The sequence below is a fragment of the Rickettsia endosymbiont of Halotydeus destructor genome (assembly GCF_049278075.1).
GTDB lineage: Bacteria > Pseudomonadota > Alphaproteobacteria > Rickettsiales > Rickettsiaceae > Rickettsia.
The window spans coordinates 1-20,101 of record NZ_JAPNPB010000003.1 but is presented as its reverse complement, the minus strand read 5'-3'; the positions used below and the strand labels follow the sequence as shown (position 1 = coordinate 20,101).

The window sequence follows — 20,101 nt, the reverse complement described above, 5'->3', positions numbered from 1 at the left end:
AAAATAATAATTTTCATAGCATTATTTGCTAATTTTTTCTGGATTGCCGCGTCGTGGCTATTGAATCTCCTCGCAATGACGAGGTTTTTATTGAGCTAGCGTTACTACGTTGTTCCCAAAATAATATTTTAACTATTTTATAATGATAAAAAAGCGATCCTATTGAGCTAATTAATATAATGATAAAATCTAGCCACAAATTTTGTCTAATAAGTAAGTCGAAAATGTTGATTTTAATCATAAATAACGGGCTAATAGGTAAACCGGTACTACAAATAACGCTAATTATCACTAAAATACGCCAGGAGATTTTTTCCTGAATAAACTTACCATAAGCTTCATGACAGGCAACCATTAAAAATAAGGCGATTTTATTAAAACTGTCGGCTATTAAAAATGTTGGTAAAATTGTCTCCCCTTCTTTTACTGCCAGCAACAGAAAGGCATAACCGATTTGTGTTAAGCTAGAGTAAATTATAATAGTTCTCAGATTTTTTGCCTTATAAGCAAAATAGGGGGCTATAAAAATTGTAAATAAAGCTATTGGCCTTATAAAATTTGCTAAAGGCGTAGCTATTTCGTCATAATTTAATACTAAACGGCTAAATTTAAATATTATATAAATACCTATTATGGTGGAAATACCGGCAAGATAAGTTAAAATAATCGGAGCAATACCGGTATATGCTCTTACCATCCAAAAATGTAGAGGAAAGAAAGAGGTTTTAAGGATAGCGCCGATTAAAAAGAAACTAATACCTGCTACTACTATTCGAGAATTATAGTAACCTTGAATACGAGCAGTAGCATCTAGCATATTAAGGCTGCCGGTAAAACTAAGTAAAAACCCAATGCCTATCAGTATGAAGGTTGCGCCGATACTGCCCATTATTAAATAATCAAAAGCTCCGACTAAAGCTTTCGGGTTATTACCTTGCGCCATTAAAACGTAGCTGCTAAGCGAGGCAATTTCAATAAATACGTAGAGATTAAAAAAATCGTTAGTACTAACCATCCCTAAATAACCGGTATGAGCAAATAATAATACCGAATAAAATAGCGATTTTCTTTTATCGTTAATGAATTTTGTTACCGTATCCTCAGTAAGCTTGTTGAAAAAAAACAAGAAAAATAGCAAAATAAAATTAAGGTATATAATAATAGGTTGATTAAAGTAAGTTAATTGATACTCAATACCGACCCACGGCTTCCACCCTCCAAAGGTATAGGATACTTGCCCACCGTCTATGATAATAAAGCCATAGATACTAAGGATAAAATTTGCAAAAACGCAGGTAATAGCAATTAACCTGGCAATAAAAATACGTTGGAAGGTTAATATTATTAGTAAAGCGCCAAAAAAAGGTAATAATATCTGTAAAGACGGGAAATGTTGTGTTAGTAAAGTCATTTATTATAGTTAAAAATTAATTTCATCTTCCGAGATTGTGCCGAATTGTCTGAAGATTTGATATATTAGGCTCAGCCCTACCGATAAAGTAGCAAATCCGACGACAATAGCCGTAAGCATTAATACGTGAGGTAGAGGGCTAGAATATACTGTCATTTCAGCTTGTTGAATCGGAACGCTACCGCCGTTAACTTTGCCGAGGGCTAAGTAAAAAATCAATACGGAACTTTGAAAAACCCCAAGCCCTATAATTTTATGAATATAATTATGACTTGTAAGCATTATAAATAACCCACATGTTAAAACTATTAAAGCAAAAAAATATATTAAAAGATGCATAAATTTATATCGTCATTGCGAGGATACATTAATATGCCTTAAAAGATTCATTAAATACACATGTGACTTTTTTACTTTCGCGTATCGATAATTTTGGGAAAACCCCTTCAAGGATGATTCTGTTAGGAGTGGTTTGATCTAAGCGATAATTTACCATAGATTCCCTTAAAGCATCATCAACGGCAAAAACAGACGGTATTTTGGCATTTTTATCTCTAAATTGTAAATAAGTAAATTCTCCATCATCAAAAATTTTGATAGGAGCGATTTCCTCGTTGCCGCTAATATAATAATTAAAATTGTATTTTTCAGGGTGGCCTAAGTCAGGACTTGCTGAAGATGTCGCGTAAGTTTGCATATGGCCGCTACTATCTGTTTCATCATCAGGATAAATAAATCTTACATTAAAAGTTAAGTTTGGATCTCTTATATCAAGCGTTTCTTTTGCATATAATTCAAAAAAGTAAGTACGTTTATTGGTGATAAGAGTCATATTAGTGGTGGCATCTTGCTCCATTGGTTTTATAAAAATTCTATGTCCAGCCGTTACGATCTGCCATGAAGTAGTATCACCCATCGAAATACTAACGATTTCTTCATCTCTTGCAAGTTCTATACTTGCTTGATAGCCATAATAACCAATAAATTCGAAAACGTCATTGGGGTTGTAAACTATAGATCTAATTCGTGGGTCTGTGCCAAGTGGTCTTGAGGCTATAATAGCAAAGACGTTTAGCGCCCCGAATATTAATATACAAAATAACAATAATTGTTTCATATTACTTCTTATTTTTATCTTTTAATAATTTTAATTTATAACTAGTAACAGTAAAATTATAAGGTGATCCCGGAGATAAATCTAGACTAATCTGATCCATCACGAAACCTATTGTTGCTTCCCATACCATATTTTCTAAAATTTCACCGGTAGTATTTTTCGCTAGTGATTCAAAAGTAACAATTATTTCATTATTATTATTGTTAGTAATTGCTAATATTTTAATAGAACGTCTAAATAGTTTTTGATATCGCATAACCGGTGATAAAGGATTATCGATATTCATAAAATTAGCAAATTGTATATAAACTATACGAGTAGAAGTATCTTGGATAAAAACAAATTGTTTTTTTAGCATATCATAATCATATGCTTCTCGCTGCATTACGTAATTTCTAATTATAATATTAGCAACGGAATTATAAGGATCATGTTGTGTTGATTGCTTTGTATTGATTATCGTTGCGTGCTTTTCTTTGTTAGAGTTTATTGCATAACTTATCTTTTGATTTATAGGTAACAAAGCGTTAATAGCTAAACAAATTGTTAAAAGTAATGCTATGAAGATAATACAGGCTAAAAATAACAAAGACCTCTGGCTTAAAGGAGTTATATATTTAAAATTATACCATTTTCTTGCATCGGCAAAATAATCACCCGATTTAATATATTCTTGTACAGCACTAAGTATTGGATCCATAGTTACTTAATTATTAGTTCGCTAAAGCTTAACATATTTATTTGAATATAATTATTATTTATTAACGTAGCGAGCCGTTTAAATTAGTAAATAATCTATTTTGTTGCTACAATATCAAAATAGTCCTTAATAATTAAATATAATTTGGACTAAAAAAACTGATTTGTAAATATTAAATCTTTAAATGATCGTTATTATATCAATTAGCTATCGATAACTTAAATTTTATTCACAGAACTTAATTTATTTTTATATAAAAGCAAATTTTTTATAAAAAATGCTTGAGAAGTATTTTATACTCAGTTAATTTAAAGCGTAACAAAGAATTTTATAAATATTAAGGATGATGTTAAGATTATTAAAAATTTCAATATCGCTAATTATACTGTTGCATTTATTATCATGTACGCCTTCGGCTCCTTATGAAATAAAGAGCCCGTGCGTATCCGCCGAATCAAATGATCATTTTATCCCTTGTGTTCGTAGACCGGTTAATTTACTAATTGATATAGCATAAGTACAAAAAGGTTATTATTTAAAAATTAAATATTGTTTTTCTTTGTAAAATTGAAAAATTAGTGCTTTTATAATACTTTAAATAGTGAAATATAGATAATGTTTAAAATATTTAGCTTCTTAAAACCAAACGCGGGTAAATCGCAAAATGAGCAACTACAAAATGAAAGTAATTTACAGAATCCAGCAAATAACCAAGCCCCTAATGCCTTAAGACGTACTCAAAACTGGTATGAAGAACGATCCAATAAAATAATTGTGCAACGTAATTTATTAATAATATTATTGTTAATCCTCGCAGTTTTTATGATTGTTGCTACTTTAGTAATCGCTTTTGTAGTAAATTCCAAACAGTTTGATCCTTTCGTAATTCAGCTTGATGATGATACGGGAAGAGCGTCGGTAGTAAATCCTATCTCTTCAACGTTATTAACTGCCGATGATTCTCTTGCAAGATATTTTCTTAAAAAATATATCACGGCAAGAGAGACTTATAATCCAGTAGATTTTACAACTACAGCGCGGACGACAGTACGATTATTTTCTACAAGCAGTGTTTATTATAATTATCTAGGATATATAAGAAATAAAGATATTGATCCTACTTTAAAATATAAACAGGACAACACTACCTTTTTAACAATAAAATCGTGGTCGCAGTTGGCGGCAGATAAATATATAATAAGGTTTTCGATTACCGAAACCTCAGGAAGTCAACAGGTTTATAATAAGATAGCAGTAATAAGTTTCGGTTACATACCGATGGAATTAACGGATACAGAACTTGATATAAATCCGGTAGGGTTTCAAGTAAACGCATATAGGGTAGACGATGATAATAGTTAGATTTTGTTTCTTAGTTTTAGTATTAGTAAATAGCTTTACGGTAAAAGCTGAGTGTCCTTTAGAATCATCTAGATCGTATAATAATTATATGGATGATTTGGCTATAACGACTGATAACAGAATAAGAACTTATATATATAACCCTAATGAGGTTTATAAATTAGGCTTGCATTTCGGTTTTCAATCTCATATTGAATTTGCTAAGAATGAAGAAATTCAAACTATAGTTTTAGGAGATAATTACGCATGGAAAATAACCTCGTTAGCTAACAGGTTATTTATAAAGCCTTTAGAAAAGGGTATTTACACGAATATGACTATAATAACTAATAAAAGAACTTATGAGTTTGATATTTCAGCTAAGGAACTCGAAGAAGGGCATGAAAAAGAGTTAGTATATGTGGTTAGGTTTGATTATCCTAAAAAAAGGTCTAGCAGTTTTTGAAAGGTAGCTTTTGTCATTGTTGCGTGTATAGATTAAGCGTGTTCTATGTCATTCCCGTGAAAACGGGAATCCAGCCTCACGTCATGCTGAACTTGTTTCAGCATCTCATTAATAGATCCTGAAATAAATTCAGGATGACCTTGTGATACTTTGCTGGATTCCTGCCGTTGCGAGAATGACATAGAAAAATTGGTATGCCGATGAGAATTAAAAATATTTAAATTTAATATAAATTAAACTATGGCCGAAGAGCAAAACATTAATAACCCGCAAAACTCTTCAGAGACAGATTTACCTGAAGTTCAGAAAGAGCTTTCAAAAATTTCCCTCGGCTTTAGTAAAAGTATTGCAATTTTAATAGTTATTTGTGGTATTTTTGCATATATATTTTTTCAACTTTTTTTTGGTAGTAAAAAGAGTAATTCGGAAGATTATTTACCGCCAGTCAATAATATTGCAAAACCAGCTCAAGATGATCAGGATAATGTTCCTGAAATTCCTAAATTACCTGAACCTCCTAAGCTAGAAGTACCGACAGCTCCCCCCCCGCCGCCTATAACGGTTGCGCCGCCGGTTTTACCTACTCCTGTAGAAGATAATAAAAGTAAAGCTTTATTACCGCCTCCTATTTCCTTACCGTCTGCGCCATCAAATTTAGTAGATAGTGATGCAGAAAAACAACGCCGTGAAGCAAAAAGAAAATCTTCTATAGTGTTAATAGGTGGCACAGAAGTTAAAAAAACCCCTGATCAGATAACCCAGGAAGCCACTTTTAAAGATCGGGGTGATATGACTTTTGTTTTGGGGAGAGGGAAAATAATTGATGCGGTGTTAGAGACGGCTATAAATAGCGATTTTGGTGGTGAAATTAAAGCCATGGTCAGCAGAGATGTATTTTCAGAACAAGGCAAAGTTATTTTAATTCCGAAAGGATCAAAAATCTTTGGAACTTATGGAACTTCTACTGAAACCTATGGCAGAATTTCTGTAATATGGAATAGAATTGACCTTACCAACGGTTATACCATAGAGTTTGATTCCCTTGCCGTCGATGGTTTAGGAAGAAAAGGAATGCAAGGAAGGGTAGATAATAAATTTAAAGAACGTTTTGCTAACTCTATATTGCAATCAGCCTTTAATATTGCGTTTGCTAATGCTCTTGACAAAGTAGTAACGCCGCCAATTAACTCACAAGCTGCAGCAGCTAATAGTGCCGTTGCAACGCAAATACAAAATATAGCTCAATCGAATGCTGCTAATACTACTGTGACCGAAGATGTAAGAATTGTAATGATTTGTACTAGCGTGCTTGGGGCTATTACTGACACAACTTCAGCTGCTTATTCTTCAATGACTCAAAGTTGTCTTACAGCGCAAAATCCGTCAACCGCAAATACTGCAGCTCAAAGGCTTGCGGCGTTGGTACAAGCGGTTAACTCGGCTGCCGCAAGTTTATTAACTACGGCTGCTACCGCTTCTACTCCCACGCAAGCACAACAAGCATCTACTCAAGCTTTTACAGATGTGACCAATACTGTTAAAGCTATGATAGCGCAGCAGGAATTTAAGCCGACTACCACCATTGATCAAGGTACTGCAATTAAAATATTTGTTAATAAAGATTATAAATTCCCTAAAGCTGTGTTATTAAAATCAAGGTTAATGAAATGATATATTTTTTTGCTTTGAAAAATGGGTTTCGCAAAACTGTAGGGAATTCGTATGCTCACTTACTAAATGCACGTGTGCGTAGTTACCTCTCGAAATCAGGCAGTTTTATGTATAGTTGGGAGTTAATATGAAGGAAGAATTTGCTGCTTTAGAGACATTTTTATTACCTTTCAAAGATTTATTTGCCGAAGACGGTATTAATGAAATTATGGTTAATAAACCCGGTGAAGTATGGGTTGAAAAAAAAGGCGAGATATATTCTAAGCAAATCCCAGAGCTTGGCCTTGACCATCTTATGGGCTTAGGACGTTTAGTTGCTCAATCTACGGAGCAAATTATTTCTGAGGAAAAACCTTTACTCTCTGCTACTCTACCGAACGGTTACCGTATTCAAATAGTATTTCCGCCTGCTTGCGAGATAGGTCAAATTATCTATTCGATCAGGAAGGGTAGCACCATGAATTTTTCATTAGATGAATATGCCAAAATGGGTGCTTTCGATGCCACGGTTACTGAAGCTTTAGTTGATGAAAATGAAGGCATTTTAAATGATTATCTTGCTAAGAAAGAGATAAAAGAATTTATTAGACATGCAGTTACTTCAAAAAAGAATATTATTATTAGTGGCGGAACTTCTACCGGTAAAACTACTTTTACTAATGCAGCTCTTGGTGAAATACCAACGCAAGAGCGAATAATTACGGTGGAAGATGCACGAGAAGTGTTATTGCCGAAACATCCTAATAGAGTGCATTTGCTTTCTTCTAAAGGAGGGCAGGGGCGAGCTAACGTCAATACTCAAAGTTTAATAGAAGCATGTTTACGGCTTAGGCCAGATAGAATTGTTGTCGGAGAATTACGAGGTGCTGAAGCTTTCAGTTTTTTGCGAGCAATTAATACCGGTCACCCCGGTTCGATCTCAACTTTGCATGCCGATAGCCCGGCTATGGCAATAGAGCAAATGAAGCTTATGGTTATGCAAGCAGATTTAGGTATGCCGCCTGATGAGGTAAGAAAATATATTATATCCGTAGTTGATATCATAGTTCAATTAAAACGTGGCGACGGCGGAAAAAGATACGTTTCGGAAGTATATTATAAGAAAAATAGGAATATTATTAATGGAGTTATATAAGCTACTTAGAATTACTAGAAATATATTGGGACATGCTATAATTCACCCATGTGTTATTTTTGCTACATTGTGGATAAGTGGTGTGTTTGTTGCGATTTCTACCAATGAGCTGGGCAGCATAGGCGTAGACGTAACTGCTATAAATATTGCTTATAAATGGGCTTATTGGCTTCTTAACGTATGGGGACAATTAAAATTTACTGACTACAATTATTTAAAGTTAAAATTAATATTATCTCTTCTTACTCCTTCTTTAATCGTTATAATTTTTTATATCAAAAATTTTAATAGAATAAAGTCATTACAATTTTTCAAACAGCAAGAAAAAGTATACGGTGATGCACGTTGGGCAAGTCCTAGTGACGTTGACGATGCCGGTTTGCGTGCTAAAAAAGGTATGTTAATAGGAGTTGATAGCGGAGGATATTTTGTTGCCGATGGATTTCAGCATGCTCTACTATTTGCTCCTACAGGTTCAGGGAAAGGTGTAGGGTTTGTAATTCCGAATCTGTTATTTTGGAGCGATTCGGTAGTGGTACATGATATAAAACTGGAGAATCACGGTTTAACTAGCGGCTGGCGACAAAAGCAAGGTCAAGAAGTTTTTGTTTGGGAGCCATCAAATCCTGACGGTATAACTCATTGTTATAATCCTATTGATTGGGTTAGTACTAAGCCCGGACAAATGGTGGATGACGTTCAAAAAATTTCTAACCTTATTATGCCAGAAAAAGATTTTTGGAACAACGAAGCACGCAGTTTATTCCTTGGCGTAACGCTATATTTAATTGCCGATCCGAATAAGACTAAATCTTTCGGGGAAGTAGTTAGAACAATGCGCAGCGATGATGTAGTATATAATTTAGCAGTGGTGCTTGATACTTTAGGCAAAGTAATCCATCCTGTTGCTTATATGAATATTGCAGCGTTTTTGCAGAAAGCCGATAAGGAGCGTTCCGGGGTGATCTCTACGATGAACTCGTCACTTGAATTATGGGCAAACCCGTTAATTGATGCCGCTACCGCTTCTTCAGATTTTAATATTCAGGAATTAAAAAGAAAAAGAACTACGATATATGTCGGTCTTACCCCTGATAATATCCAGCGTTTACAGAAGTTAATGCAGGTATTTTATCAACAAGGTACGGAATTTTTAAGTCGTAAAATGCCTGATCTTAAGGAAGAGCCTTATGGTGTGATGTTTTTATTAGATGAATTTCCAACACTTGGCAAAATGGATACTTTTAAGGCTGGTATTGCTTATTTTAGAGGATATAGAGTTCGCTTGTTTTTGATTATTCAAGACACTCAGCAACTTAAAGGAACATATGAAGATGCAGGGATGAATTCGTTTTTATCAAATGCTACATACCGAATTACTTTTGCCGCTAATAACTATGAAACGGCTAATTTGATATCACAACTTGTCGGTAATAAAACAGTGGAACAAAGATCATTTAGTAAACCTATATTTTTCGATCTCAATATTTCGACTAGAACGCAAAATGTGTCGCAGGTTCAAAGAGCTTTACTTTTACCTCAAGAAGTAATACAGTTACCGAAAGATGAGCAAATTGTTTTAATTGAGTCTTTTCCTCCTATAAAATCTCGTAAGATTAAATATTATGAGGATAAGTTTTTTACCAGTAGGCTATTACCTCCTACATTTGTACCTACGCAGGTGCCTTTTGACCCTAAAGCAAATAGCGAATCTTCCGAAGAAATATCAGCAGAAACAGAAAATATTTCTGTTGAAATAAGTAAATAATAATTATCATGCGTTCAGCTATTATTGATATAGGCTATAATGCCGTAAGGGCCGTAGTTTATGATTGTGATGAACTTGGAGCCCCAGAGATTTTTAATTATAAATTTAAAAATTACATTATTAATTTACTTGATTTAGACAATTTAGAAATAAAACATCAAACTTACCTATCTTTACAATATCTTATTCATATTTTTACAAGCCTTAAAGTTAATAATATAAAATGTGTTGCTACTGCAATACTTAGAGCTCATCCAAAAGCTGAAGAATTTAAGGAAATAATTAAAAAGAAATTTAATATAGATATTGAAATTATTTCCGGAGAGAGAGAGGCTTATTTAACTGCTGCTGGTTTGATTTCTGGTATAAGCGATGCTTTAGGCATAGTGGCGGATTTAGGAGGAGGAAGCCTTGAACTTGCACAAATTGAAGATAAAAAAGTTGGTAAATTAAGGTCTTTGCCTTTGGGTACAAAAGTTATTACTAGTAATAACTTGGATACTCACGTGATTACCAAAATGATTCAAGAAGAATTTGGTGAAAAACATTATCCTAATTTATATTTAATAGGTGGAGCTTTAAGATTAATAGGTCGCTTATATATGGACTCTATTAATTATCCTCTTAAAAATTTACATAATTTTGAAATAAATAGAGCAGAGTTTGAATTTTATCTTGAAAAATTATTTCACATCGACAGGTTAAAGCTAAGTTATTATGAACAAAAAGCTATTAACTATAATGCTATTTTAATAGTAAAATCTATTATTAAAGTTTTTTCGCCGGAAAAAATAATAATTTCTAATTATGGTCTGAAAGAAGGAGTTAGATTTGACTCATTACCGCCTTCTGAACAGAAAAAAGATATTATTTACGAACGAGTAAAAAAATTAGTAAAATTTGATAAAAATATTTGTAAAATTGATAAATATGTTGAGGCTATAAAATATCTCCTAATTAATCCTGATCCTACAACGCTTATTACGATAGAGCTAGCAATTATGCTTGCGCAGTATAACAAAAATATTGATAAGACGCTTAGAGCAAATTTCGTTTCAGAATTTATTTTATCTTCCGATATTCCTTTTAGTCATCGTCAGCGTCTAATGCTTGGCATTGCTGTTGCTCTTGCTTTCACCTATACTGTTAGAACGGATATCTTTATTAATAAAATAGCAAAAAAAATGATTAGTAAATGTGATTATTATAATAGTCATATAATAGGTTATTTTATAAAAATTTCTCGTGAAATCGACGGACCGGAATTCTATGAGCCATCTTTTTCTATTAAGTTGAAAGATAATAAATTTTTGCAGATTAATACGTCAGATATTTTACCTAAACAAGTATTTGAAAAAGTATATGAGCGTTTAAAAAGTATAGGTCTTGCAAGAAGAAATATTAATTATACTGCTACGGCTATAGGTTCTGTGAACAAAATTTAAATTAGTCTATTTTAGTTCTTTTTTGCTGCAAATTATAGAATTTTTTTGAAATATGAATAACTATTCCTACAAAAATCTTATTAATTTTTGCTAAAAAATATCTTAAAATATAAATAACTTAAATTTTGTTTACAGAACCTAGTTAATTGAAAAGTGTTTTATGTCGGTATTACGCTATGTAAATCGATAGAATGCTCTTGGGTGTCGTTTCCTAGTTCAGCATTGCCCATACGGAACTTAACGTTCTCGGTGTCATTCCCGCTCTAGGTGAGGAATCCAGAGAATACTTATACTCGTCATTGCGAGGAGCGTAGCGACGTGGCAATCTCAAAATAATAAAAATTTCGTCATTGCGAGCGAAGAGAACAATCTAATCATAAGATTGCCACGTCGCCCTAGCAAGCTCCTCGCAATGACGGCGGTAGAAAAGTCTAGATTCTAGCTCGCAGGAATGACATAAAATAAAAACTGTCCGGTACATGCTTAGATACTCAAGTACCTCTATGTATGTTGCGAGCCTTTATTCTGCGTCTCTTTCAAATTTCTTCCTATAAGTTTTAATTTTGTAAGAAGTCTAATTTCAAAAAGCCATGTAAGTCATCCTAAAACAAGTTCAGGATGAATTTTTCTTTTCTAATTTTTATTGAATATTAATAATATTATGTTTTGAAATCAATGTGAAAAACTGTTTCAAACTTGGATGCCTACAATTTGTAATTTGCTATTAGAGCTATATTCACATATCATGGCCAGCTAGCATTATCTCATCTCCCTCATCGCTTGAGGATAGCTCTTCTGTTTTAGAACAATCATCTGAAGATATTGGTTGATTATTCTCCTGGAGGAAACTTCCTTTCATAGGTTTAAGATTGTTCAATAATTCAACAATCTCTGTTTGACGATTAGGATCTTGCTTTGTTTGAGTTGCCGACTCAACCGGAGTAAAACCTTCATTATTTTTTAACCCAATATCAGCTCCTGCCTGAATAAGGAATTCTATAATTCTCTTAGTTGAGGATAGATTAATTGAATCCCTTGTTGCAAAGTGTAAAGGAGTAAGTCCATTATAATCTTGGGCATTTAGATTTATCTGTGTTAAGGAACAAAGATATTTTACTATCTGCTCATTTTCCTGTGCAACTGCTTTATGTAAAGGAGTAAATTTATGATAATCTATAGCATTTACATTAGCTCCAAGTTCTATAAGAAGTTTTACTGCCTTAAGCATATTATTCTTAGCTGCTTGATGTAATATAGTAGTAGAAGATCCATCATAAGGGGAAGAAAAAGTATTGACAATGGATGAGACGGCATCTAAAGTATATTTTTCTTTTATCTCTGTTAGGATTGCGATTGTTTTACTTTCATTTCCTATTTTCCGATCGTTTACTGTTTGAAATATCCGCTCGTTTACTGTTTGAAATAAATTAATTTTTATATTATTAAACATATAAGCTACCTTTTTATAATTTAAAAATAAGTAAGTAGTAATTTCTCGCTATAGACGAGATTTTACAAACGAACTTTATCCATAGTTTGCGTTAGTTAATAAATTACGGGATGATATCGAAAAAACCGATCCATACAACAATTCCCAAAAGCAAGATAACATTAAACCAAAAAATTAGGGATTTAAAGCTAATTTATGTTTTAAATTTACTAATTTAATATGACAGTTAACGCTACATTTATTACTAGCTAGTTTAGTCGAAGAGCGTTTTTTTAAAGTGGCTTTTTTTACGGTATAATTTTCTTGAGGTTGCAATTCTATATTTTTTAAAAATCTCTCTGTTTCATGAGCTAGATATTCTAATTTAACTTTTGTTACTCCTTGCTGTTTAAATTTTAAGACCTCGGCAGCTTTTTCTGACACGTCTACAATACGATTTTTTTTGAAAGGTCCTCGGTCGTTAACCATAAGTATAACTGAACGATTATTAGCTTGATTTGTTACTTTAATAAGACAAGGCAAGGGAAGAGTTTTATGAGCGGCAGTTAATAAGTTTTTATTATATCTATCGCCATTGGCAGTTTTTTTTCCGTGAAAGCCGTGTTTACTGCCATACCAAGAAGCTAGTCCTATCTGAGTGTAGCTTTTATTAGGGCTTTGAGGTTTATAGGTTTTACCTTTTATCTTATAACTTTTGCCGACTTTATAGTGGCCTTGGTAACTTAAATTATGTGGATCTTCTTTGGAGAGTTTTGTATGAAATTGTTGTTTTGAAGTATTACAGCCCGTAAGACCAAAACTTATAATTAATAAAATTAATAATTTTACTTTATTACATTTGAACATTATCCGAATCATTATTTTCGTTAGAATTTGAAATATTATCCATTATTTTAACATAACAAACAACTTTTTCTACACCTTTTATTTTAGAAGAAATAGTAGCTATTTTTTCTAATTCTTCTTCTGAGCGAGCAATACCGAATAAATACACTACATCATTTACCGTAAGGACTGTATAATTTGCAAATTTAATATCTTTTCTAACCAGGCTTTTTGTTTTAATTTGCGCTGTTATAATACTATCTTTGGTATATTGCACTAAATCAAAATGATTACTTTTTTTATTTACCTTAAGCTCATTAATGACTTCTTTGACGCCTTTTTGATTCCAGGCAATTTCTATCGCTTTTAAAGCATTTTCTTCTTTTTCAATACTGCCGGTAAATAAAACCCGTGCTTGTGATACTTCTACCTTGATTTTTGTTCCTAATTCTTTAAAATTATGTTTTACAAGAGATGCTTTAATCGCAGCTGAGATTTTTGCATCATTGATTGTTTCGGATAGTGATTGATCTTTTGAAGCGGCAACGCCGGTAGTGGCAGCTGCAGTAAAAATTGCAGGTAGACAACCGCTTAGCGTAAAAGATAAGAAGATAATAATTAAAATTATCGGCATATTTATAATTCTTTATCAGGTTTATCCGGTAGTTTATTTTTTAATAAATAAGGTATTTGTAATAAAATAAATATAAAGGTAATCGGAATTACGCCGAATACTTTAAATTTTACCCATGTTAATTCTGTAAAGTTGCGCCAAACTAATTCGTTGATTATAGCCATGAAAAAGAAAAACCCAGCGGCTCTATAGCTTAAAATAATCCAGCTTTCTTCTTTAAGCCTAATTATACTTTCTGCTGCATATTTTATAAAAGGATTTTTTCTTATACCGCTCATAAGAAAAATAGTGCCGAAAATAACATATAATATAGTCGGTTTTATTTTTATATACATTGGGTTACCGCTGATTAGCGTGATACTACCAGAAACAAGCAAAACACTTACAGAGATTAGCGATAATTTAGATACTTTTCCGTCTATGAGATAACAAAGAGTGATACAAACAATAGCGGTGATAAGCATATATAAAGTAGCACTTTGTATGCCGCCACCATAAAAGAATCCAGCAAAAAATGCTATTACGGGACCAATTTCTGATAATAATTTAAACATATAATATTTTTTAAATGTGTTTGGAATGCCTGTCATTTCAAATGAATAAAGGCATTGGTGCATGACTCAAAAATTAACCACAAAATCGTCATTGCAAGGAGCTGAGCTGTGCGGCAATCTTATGAAATTAGATCGCTTCGCTCGCAATGACGAAGTTATTATTTTTCTTCAGATTGCCGCGTCGATGCTAACGCATCTTCTCGCAATGACGGCTAAAAATCGAGTCGTGCAACAACGCTAGTATATGCTAGAATAACACATTTGGCATTATTCCTTAACTTGAGGTGAAAATCTAGTATATTTAAGTTTTATTTTTATTAAGATATTGATTAATATTATAGTGCAAAAATAGGCTGCAACCTGCAAACCATTTGGTCTTGCAATATAACCAGTAACAATATGTATTATATTACCTGTCATGCTTCTATCCGAGATTAGCCATGAACTGTCCCAAAGCTGATCCGATAAACATGTAATCAAACCTGAAGAAGTTAAGATACCGGCAGCATTTGCAGCGAATCCTCCGGCGATCAGCATTAATAAAATAGTAGAAATTTTGAAAATATATTTTTGATTAGTAAGTTTTATTAGTCCGAAATATATGGTTAGACCGAGCAAAAACCCACTTGTGGCGCCTATTATAAGCCCTTGTAAATAGACGGTGCTGTTAATTGTTTCAACGGAGGAAATACTATATACTAAAATAATAATTTCTGCACCTTCACGTAAAATAGTACTAGCAACAAGTAACACTAACATTATATAGCTGCCGCTACCTTCATTAATTCTTTCTGATAAATTGTTGAGATGGAGCTTTACTTTAGCGCCATAACCTTGCATCCAAATTATTGTCCAGCTAATTAAAATAGTAATTAATATCATAACACCGGAATCAAATAGCTCATCTCCCATACCTCCAAACGATAAAGAGATTTTACGAGTAAAAAACGCAAAAATTGAAGCCCAAACTACTCCAAGCATAACGCCGGCAATAATGTATAAACGTGATTTCTCTATCTGTTTCGTTACTGCAAGTATTACTCCAAGTAATAAAGATATCTCTAAACATTCACGAAATACTATTAGAGCAATTTTAAACATTTTATCCTGTACATCTAATTAACAATGAGAGCGCCTTGCGCGGTTTCCTGATGAAAATCACCAAAAAAATCATACCTTCCTGGTGATAAAGGAGCAAGTATAATATTTATGGAGGAATTAGGCATTACTATTTTTTCCCGATGCAGATCATTACTTTCAAATTCTTCTACCGTGTCATCCTGGTTATTAATAATTAAGCGTAATTTTGTATTTTTAGGTACTTCAACTATATCAGGAATGAAGCGGTGATTTTTTATAATAATATTCACCTCTAAAATTTCTTGCTTTGTATCTTTATTAGGAGGTTTATTTATAACGATAATTATAATTATTGCTAGTAAAAAACCTATTGCACCTAATAATAAAATAATATTTCGCATATTAATATTATTACCTATTTAAGAATTTAGCGTTTATTTAGCTAGAAATTTTTATTAAGGCCACAAAATACATTAATATAACCATAATTACAAGGATAGTTAATAAAATATAATTCTTTTGTTTTTGAATATTTTTTTTTGAAGGCATATTATTATTTTAAGTTTTCTTAGGTTAATACGTACGGTTTAGCCTCTAATAACGCTGTTAGAAAGAGCTGAAATTACTTAACTCTAACATTAAATATTCCTCTAAAGGTAATGATTCGTGATAAATAATCTTATTTAGATTCGACCCCGTGGCTTTAAAATTTCTGCCTTTGGCAATGACCGTCCTAGTTCCTACTGGTACTTTACCGTGAAGGGCATACGAAAAAATTAATGGATAAGTAATATCGCCGATTTTCATATCAATTTTTTTTTCTGATAACTTTGAATTATATAATATTTTGCCGTCAGATAAGCGAGTAATTTTAGCATCAAAAACTACTTTTTCTCCACACAACAAAGGCATACGATAAGCTATTTCATCATCAAAAATTTTTACTTCATTACTTGATATAAAATTTTGAGGTAATATTGATTTTAATACTACATTAAGCCTGAATGGACTATTTGGATCAATATTTTTATTTTGATATTCCTGATTATAATATGCATATTTTGCTGGAATAATTGCCGTGCGGGTTTGACCGACCATCATCCCAACTATTACGCTATCCATTCCAGGTAATATAGCTCTTGAGCCTAATGTAAAAGTTTTGGTATCCTCAGTAAGTAAATTATTATCAATATCGGATAATTGATAATAAACCGTTACAAGATGACCGCAAGAGGCAGGACCGATATTGCCAGTACCGATAGTGTTAATTTTAAATAATGGCGTTACTAAGTCTTTGTGTACTTCTATGGTGTAATTTTCAGTATCAAGAGGTTTATTTAAAGGCTGAAGAAGATTTTCAAAGAATACTCTTCCTTCTTCAGTTTTAAGAGCATTTATTATTACTTTTGAAATAGTCTTCTCGATTAGATTACCAGTTAACGGACTATTTGGTTCTGCAGGAAGAGAAGATTGATTCTGGCCGGTAATATTATCGGTAGTTGCCTGTTCTTTAGGGTTGTCATTTAAAGAAGAAGATGATTTTATCTTTACTATATTATAAAGTATTAGTATCACGATTAATAAAGTTAAAAGTTTTTGCATATTTTAAAGCACTTTAGAGTTTATATGAGCAATAATTATATACTAACAATCAATAATCAATTGATCAACAGACAAATAAAAATTATATTTAAAATTAATTTGATTAACTGCACTAATTGATCTACTAATTAATATATTCTTTTGCTTTTAAAAATTGCTCTTCATTTTATTGAGGATTTTTGTATTCACGTACAAAGTTGTATGCTGTGCGCAAGTCACCTCTCAAAATAAAATTCGATTCTTAAAATCATGCAAGTATTAAAGTTTAATAAATACAATTAAAGTGGAAAACGTGAAAAAATTTTTATTTTGTTTACTTTGCTTCTGGGGTATGAATGTATTTGCTACTACTCCGCAATTTTATAGTAATAATCTTAATAGTTGTAAAATTACAAAAAATATATTAAATGACTATGAACCGAAAGTTTTTGAGTCTACTAATAACTTACTTCGTAAAACAGGACAATTATCTAAATATAGCGGAGAAAAAATTTTGATAAAGGGTAGGGTACTTGATCAAAATTGCGTACCTGTTTCAGATGCAAAAATATATTTATGGCAAGTTGGGCAGGATGGAAGATACCCGTATGAACCGTTGCGGGTGAGAGTTGATAAAAAAAGATTTTATGTTAATAAAGATTCAAGCTTTACAGGTTCCGGCATTGCTACTAGTAATAATAAAGGAGAATATCACTTTATTACTATGCGATCCTCCCGTTTTAAGAATGCCAATATTAGAGTTGAACATCCTAGCCTAAAAACATTACAGACTCGCTTAGAGTTAGTTGATAAAAATATTTGTACCGATGAATGCGGAGAAATAAGTCAGGATTTATTTACTATAGAACAGGAAATAAAAGCATATTGTTTTGATTTAGTGTTATCTGGTACTACTTTAAAAAGATATTAGTGTATACTACTCATTCAAAATAAAATTCAAAATAAAATTCAATTTTCAAAATACGAGCAGTATACATTGCAAAAATACCGTCATTGCGAGGAGTTGCGATAGCAACGACGCGGCAATCTAATTATTGTCATGCTGAACTTGTTTCAGCATCTTTAGTAGATACTGAAATAAATGAAGTAATGACTATAATTTCTGGATTCCTGCCTTTGCAGGAATGACATCAGAAATACGAGCAGCATAAACTATATATTACTAGATGTTTGTTGAGGAACCTCTAAAGGTTTTTTGATACCGCAACCGCTCAATGTTGCAGATAATAATAAAAAAAGCAAAAACGTTTTCATTATATTATGAGTTTAAAAATTTACAGTAAATATTCTTTTATTATTATAACAAGCTTATTGTTAACTACAACTAGTTTTGCTTTTTCGTCATTCGGTAAATCTTCAGTAAAATTTTTAAACGGCTCAAATGTTCCGGGTAAAGTAATATTTTACGACGAAGAAAAAAATCCGTATTCTCTTGTTCAATTTGAGGAGAAAACTATTTTATTAGTATTCTGGGCAACATGGTGTGGAGCCTGTACTAAAGAAATGCCCGACCTTGATATTTTGCAAAATGATTTTAGAAAATTACCTTTTGCAGTAATTCCCGTATCACAAGATGATCAAGGAATAGAAGTTATTAAAAAATATTATAAAGACTATCAAATAAGCTATTTACCAATTTATCATGATTATAAAAATCAATTATTTAAAGCCTTTTCAATTGTAGGAATACCTACTAGTATATTAATCAGCCCTGAGGGAAAAAAAATAGCTAAATTTGTCGGTAATACAAATTGGCATGATGAAGAAATTAGAAAAATTATTTTATCTAATATTCCAGGAAATTACCCAGAACCGAAAAATAGCTATGAAGAAGCTTCTCTTAATCAATCACCTAAACCTTCAAAACATACAAATTCAAAAGCTAAAAATCAAAGTAAAGCAGAAAAATCAACCAACGATAAAAATGAGCAAGATAATGAATAAAATAAATAAAAGCGTTGCCGCTAAAGCAGAATTTGACGCAATAATAAGTAAACGTCAGATGAGTAAATTAGAACAATTATTTCCTTTTTTTCCATTAATTTTTACTAATTCTAAAAATGTTGTAGCAGTGTTACGGCTTAGCGGGGTGATAGGTAAAGTTGGTGCGATGCAGTCAGGTCTTACTTTGGAATCATTGAATGAATTAATAGAAAAAACTTTTAAGATAAAGAGACTTAAAACAGTTTGTTTAGTAATTAACTCTCCGGGCGGTGCGCCTGTGCAGGCAGAGCTTATTTCCAAGCGCATCCGTGAACTTGCTAAGGAAAAAGGAATAAAAATTTATAGTTTTATAGAAGATGTTGCAGCATCGGGCGGATATTGGCTTGCTTGCGCAGGCGATCAAATATACGCATCGCGCAGCTCAATCATCGGCAGTATTGGAGTTATAGCAAGCGGTTTCGGTTTTCAAGAAGCTATTGCCAAGCTTGGAATAGAGAGACGAATTTATACCGAAGGAAAAAATAAATCAATTTTAGATCCATTTAAACCGATACAAAAAGATGATCTTAAAATAGTAAAAAATTTACAGAAACAAATTTATGATCATTTTGTTGATTATGTAAAAGAAAGGCGAGGGGGTAAATTAACCCAGCAAGATAATATTTTATTTAACGGTGAGTTTTGGTCAGGGCAAACGGCAGTGGATTATGGCTTAATTGACGGCATTGATGATATGTATAGCGTTATAAAAGAAAAATTCGGTGAAAATATTAAATTTCAATATATTAGTGCTAAACAGTCATGGCTTAAAAAGAAATTAGGTATGGCAAGTAAAAATTTTTCTGATAACTTAGCAAGTTCTTTAATTGGAGCAGTAGAAAATAAACTTATGCAAGATAAGTTTGATATAAAATAATAAAGTTTTCCTTAAATCTATATTTTCTTTTGTCATACTAGG

The 20,101-nt window shown here is 32.2% G+C and carries 22 protein-coding genes and 1 pseudogene; 11 read left to right on the top strand and 12 right to left on the bottom strand.

The genetic code is table 11. The annotated features are described in order from the left end of the window. Positions 1-28 precede the first annotated feature (28 nt). From OTR29_RS03720 to OTR29_RS03705, 4 genes are read right to left on the bottom strand one after another with little or no spacing between them, the layout of a single operon-like run. Entirely contained in the window at positions 29-1,411 is a 1,383-nt protein-coding gene (locus OTR29_RS03720) for a proton-conducting transporter transmembrane domain-containing protein (RefSeq protein WP_422229324.1), read from the bottom strand. Between the two features lie 9 nt (positions 1,412-1,420). Beyond that, entirely contained in the window at positions 1,421-1,750 is a 330-nt protein-coding gene (locus tag OTR29_RS03715; protein ID WP_422229323.1) for a Na+/H+ antiporter subunit C, read from the bottom strand. A 28-nt stretch (positions 1,751-1,778) separates the two neighbouring features. Further along, on the bottom strand, positions 1,779-2,528 hold the full coding sequence (gene virB9, locus OTR29_RS03710; RefSeq protein WP_422229322.1) for a P-type conjugative transfer protein VirB9: 750 nt from the start codon (positions 2,526-2,528) through the stop codon (positions 1,779-1,781). Position 2,529: 1 nt separating this feature from the next. Beyond that, complete coding sequence (locus OTR29_RS03705; RefSeq protein WP_422229321.1) at positions 2,530-3,228, bottom strand: VirB8 family type IV secretion system protein; 699 nt, start codon at positions 3,226-3,228, stop codon at positions 2,530-2,532. Between the two features lie 346 nt (positions 3,229-3,574). Between OTR29_RS03705 and OTR29_RS03700 the strand changes: the two genes are divergently transcribed. The 7 genes from OTR29_RS03700 to OTR29_RS03670 all read left to right on the top strand — a co-directional run bounded on the left by OTR29_RS03700 (position 3,575) and on the right by OTR29_RS03670 (position 11,054). Then, positions 3,575-3,745 carry a DUF2706 domain-containing protein gene (locus OTR29_RS03700; protein WP_422229506.1) on the top strand — a complete coding sequence of 57 codons (171 nt, stop codon included), beginning with the start codon at positions 3,575-3,577 and terminating at the stop codon, positions 3,743-3,745. A gap of 95 nt (positions 3,746-3,840) precedes the next feature. After that, positions 3,841-4,590: a VirB8 family type IV secretion system protein gene (locus OTR29_RS03695; RefSeq protein WP_422229504.1), complete on the top strand. Its 750-nt coding sequence runs from the start codon at positions 3,841-3,843 to the stop codon at positions 4,588-4,590. Next, positions 4,577-5,035, top strand: coding sequence for a TrbG/VirB9 family P-type conjugative transfer protein (locus tag OTR29_RS03690; protein WP_422229320.1), 459 nt, complete (start codon positions 4,577-4,579; stop codon positions 5,033-5,035). Before OTR29_RS03695 ends, OTR29_RS03690 begins: the two co-directional genes overlap by 14 nt. A gap of 240 nt (positions 5,036-5,275) precedes the next feature. Then, the gene (locus OTR29_RS03685) at positions 5,276-6,706 is read left to right on the top strand and encodes a TraB/TrbI/VirB10 family type IV secretion system protein (protein WP_422229319.1); all 1,431 of its coding nucleotides are present in this window, start codon (positions 5,276-5,278) and stop codon (positions 6,704-6,706) included. Between the two features lie 127 nt (positions 6,707-6,833). Beyond that, complete coding sequence (virB11, locus tag OTR29_RS03680; RefSeq protein WP_422229318.1) at positions 6,834-7,841, top strand: P-type DNA transfer ATPase VirB11; 1,008 nt, start codon at positions 6,834-6,836, stop codon at positions 7,839-7,841. Further along, the gene (locus tag OTR29_RS03675; protein ID WP_422229317.1) at positions 7,828-9,609 is read left to right on the top strand and encodes a type IV secretory system conjugative DNA transfer family protein; all 1,782 of its coding nucleotides are present in this window, start codon (positions 7,828-7,830) and stop codon (positions 9,607-9,609) included. The genes virB11 and OTR29_RS03675 overlap by 14 nt, the downstream gene beginning before the upstream one ends. An 8-nt stretch (positions 9,610-9,617) precedes the next feature. Beyond that, positions 9,618-11,054: a Ppx/GppA phosphatase family protein gene (locus tag OTR29_RS03670; protein ID WP_422229316.1), complete on the top strand. Its 1,437-nt coding sequence runs from the start codon at positions 9,618-9,620 to the stop codon at positions 11,052-11,054. Positions 11,055-11,790: 736 nt separating this feature from the next. Here the strand turns inward: OTR29_RS03670 and OTR29_RS03665 are convergent. From OTR29_RS03665 to OTR29_RS03650, 4 genes and pseudogenes are all read right to left on the bottom strand, one after another. Beyond that, positions 11,791-12,504 carry an ankyrin repeat domain-containing protein gene (locus OTR29_RS03665; protein ID WP_422229315.1) on the bottom strand — a complete coding sequence of 238 codons (714 nt, stop codon included), beginning with the start codon at positions 12,502-12,504 and terminating at the stop codon, positions 11,791-11,793. Positions 12,505-12,678: 174 nt separating this feature from the next. After that, a pseudogene (locus OTR29_RS03660) lies at positions 12,679-13,326 on the bottom strand (septal ring lytic transglycosylase RlpA family protein); the annotation flags it as partial. A gap of 10 nt (positions 13,327-13,336) precedes the next feature. Then, on the bottom strand, positions 13,337-13,963 hold the full coding sequence (locus OTR29_RS03655) for a BON domain-containing protein (protein ID WP_422229314.1): 627 nt from the start codon (positions 13,961-13,963) through the stop codon (positions 13,337-13,339). Positions 13,964-13,965: 2 nt separating this feature from the next. After that, positions 13,966-14,517, bottom strand: a complete 552-nt coding sequence (locus OTR29_RS03650) for a septation protein A (RefSeq protein WP_422229313.1) — start codon at positions 14,515-14,517, stop codon at positions 13,966-13,968. Between the two features lie 61 nt (positions 14,518-14,578). Here OTR29_RS03650 and OTR29_RS03645 point away from each other — a divergent pair, with 61 nt between their 5' ends. Continuing rightward, positions 14,579-14,758, top strand: a complete 180-nt coding sequence (locus OTR29_RS03645; protein ID WP_422229312.1) for a hypothetical protein — start codon at positions 14,579-14,581, stop codon at positions 14,756-14,758. A 26-nt stretch (positions 14,759-14,784) separates the two neighbouring features. Here the strand turns inward: OTR29_RS03645 and OTR29_RS03640 are convergent, their stop codons facing one another. The 3 genes from OTR29_RS03640 to OTR29_RS03630 all read right to left on the bottom strand — a co-directional run bounded on the left by OTR29_RS03640 (position 14,785) and on the right by OTR29_RS03630 (position 17,199). Next, positions 14,785-15,618, bottom strand: a complete 834-nt coding sequence (locus tag OTR29_RS03640) for an FTR1 family iron permease (protein ID WP_422229311.1) — start codon at positions 15,616-15,618, stop codon at positions 14,785-14,787. Between the two features lie 14 nt (positions 15,619-15,632). Beyond that, entirely contained in the window at positions 15,633-15,998 is a 366-nt protein-coding gene (locus tag OTR29_RS03635) for a cupredoxin domain-containing protein (RefSeq protein WP_422229310.1), read from the bottom strand. A 205-nt stretch (positions 15,999-16,203) separates the two neighbouring features. Then, on the bottom strand, positions 16,204-17,199 hold the full coding sequence (locus tag OTR29_RS03630) for an FKBP-type peptidyl-prolyl cis-trans isomerase (RefSeq protein WP_422229309.1): 996 nt from the start codon (positions 17,197-17,199) through the stop codon (positions 16,204-16,206). Positions 17,200-17,491: 292 nt separating this feature from the next. Here OTR29_RS03630 and OTR29_RS03625 point away from each other — a divergent pair, with 292 nt between their 5' ends. Beyond that, the gene (locus OTR29_RS03625) at positions 17,492-18,109 is read left to right on the top strand and encodes a dioxygenase family protein (RefSeq protein ID WP_422229308.1); all 618 of its coding nucleotides are present in this window, start codon (positions 17,492-17,494) and stop codon (positions 18,107-18,109) included. A gap of 242 nt (positions 18,110-18,351) precedes the next feature. Here OTR29_RS03625 and lptM read toward each other — a convergent pair whose 3' ends face one another. Further along, positions 18,352-18,453 (bottom strand): LPS translocon maturation chaperone LptM, encoded by a 102-nt coding sequence (gene lptM / locus OTR29_RS03620; RefSeq protein WP_422229307.1) that lies wholly within the window; start codon positions 18,451-18,453, stop codon positions 18,352-18,354. Positions 18,454-18,459: 6 nt separating this feature from the next. Here lptM and OTR29_RS03615 point away from each other — a divergent pair, with 6 nt between their 5' ends. Then, positions 18,460-19,143: a TlpA family protein disulfide reductase gene (locus OTR29_RS03615; RefSeq protein ID WP_422229306.1), complete on the top strand. Its 684-nt coding sequence runs from the start codon at positions 18,460-18,462 to the stop codon at positions 19,141-19,143. Then, complete coding sequence (locus OTR29_RS03610; RefSeq protein ID WP_422229305.1) at positions 19,136-20,059, top strand: S49 family peptidase; 924 nt, start codon at positions 19,136-19,138, stop codon at positions 20,057-20,059. The genes OTR29_RS03615 and OTR29_RS03610 overlap by 8 nt, the downstream gene beginning before the upstream one ends. Positions 20,060-20,101: the final 42 nt, after the last annotated feature.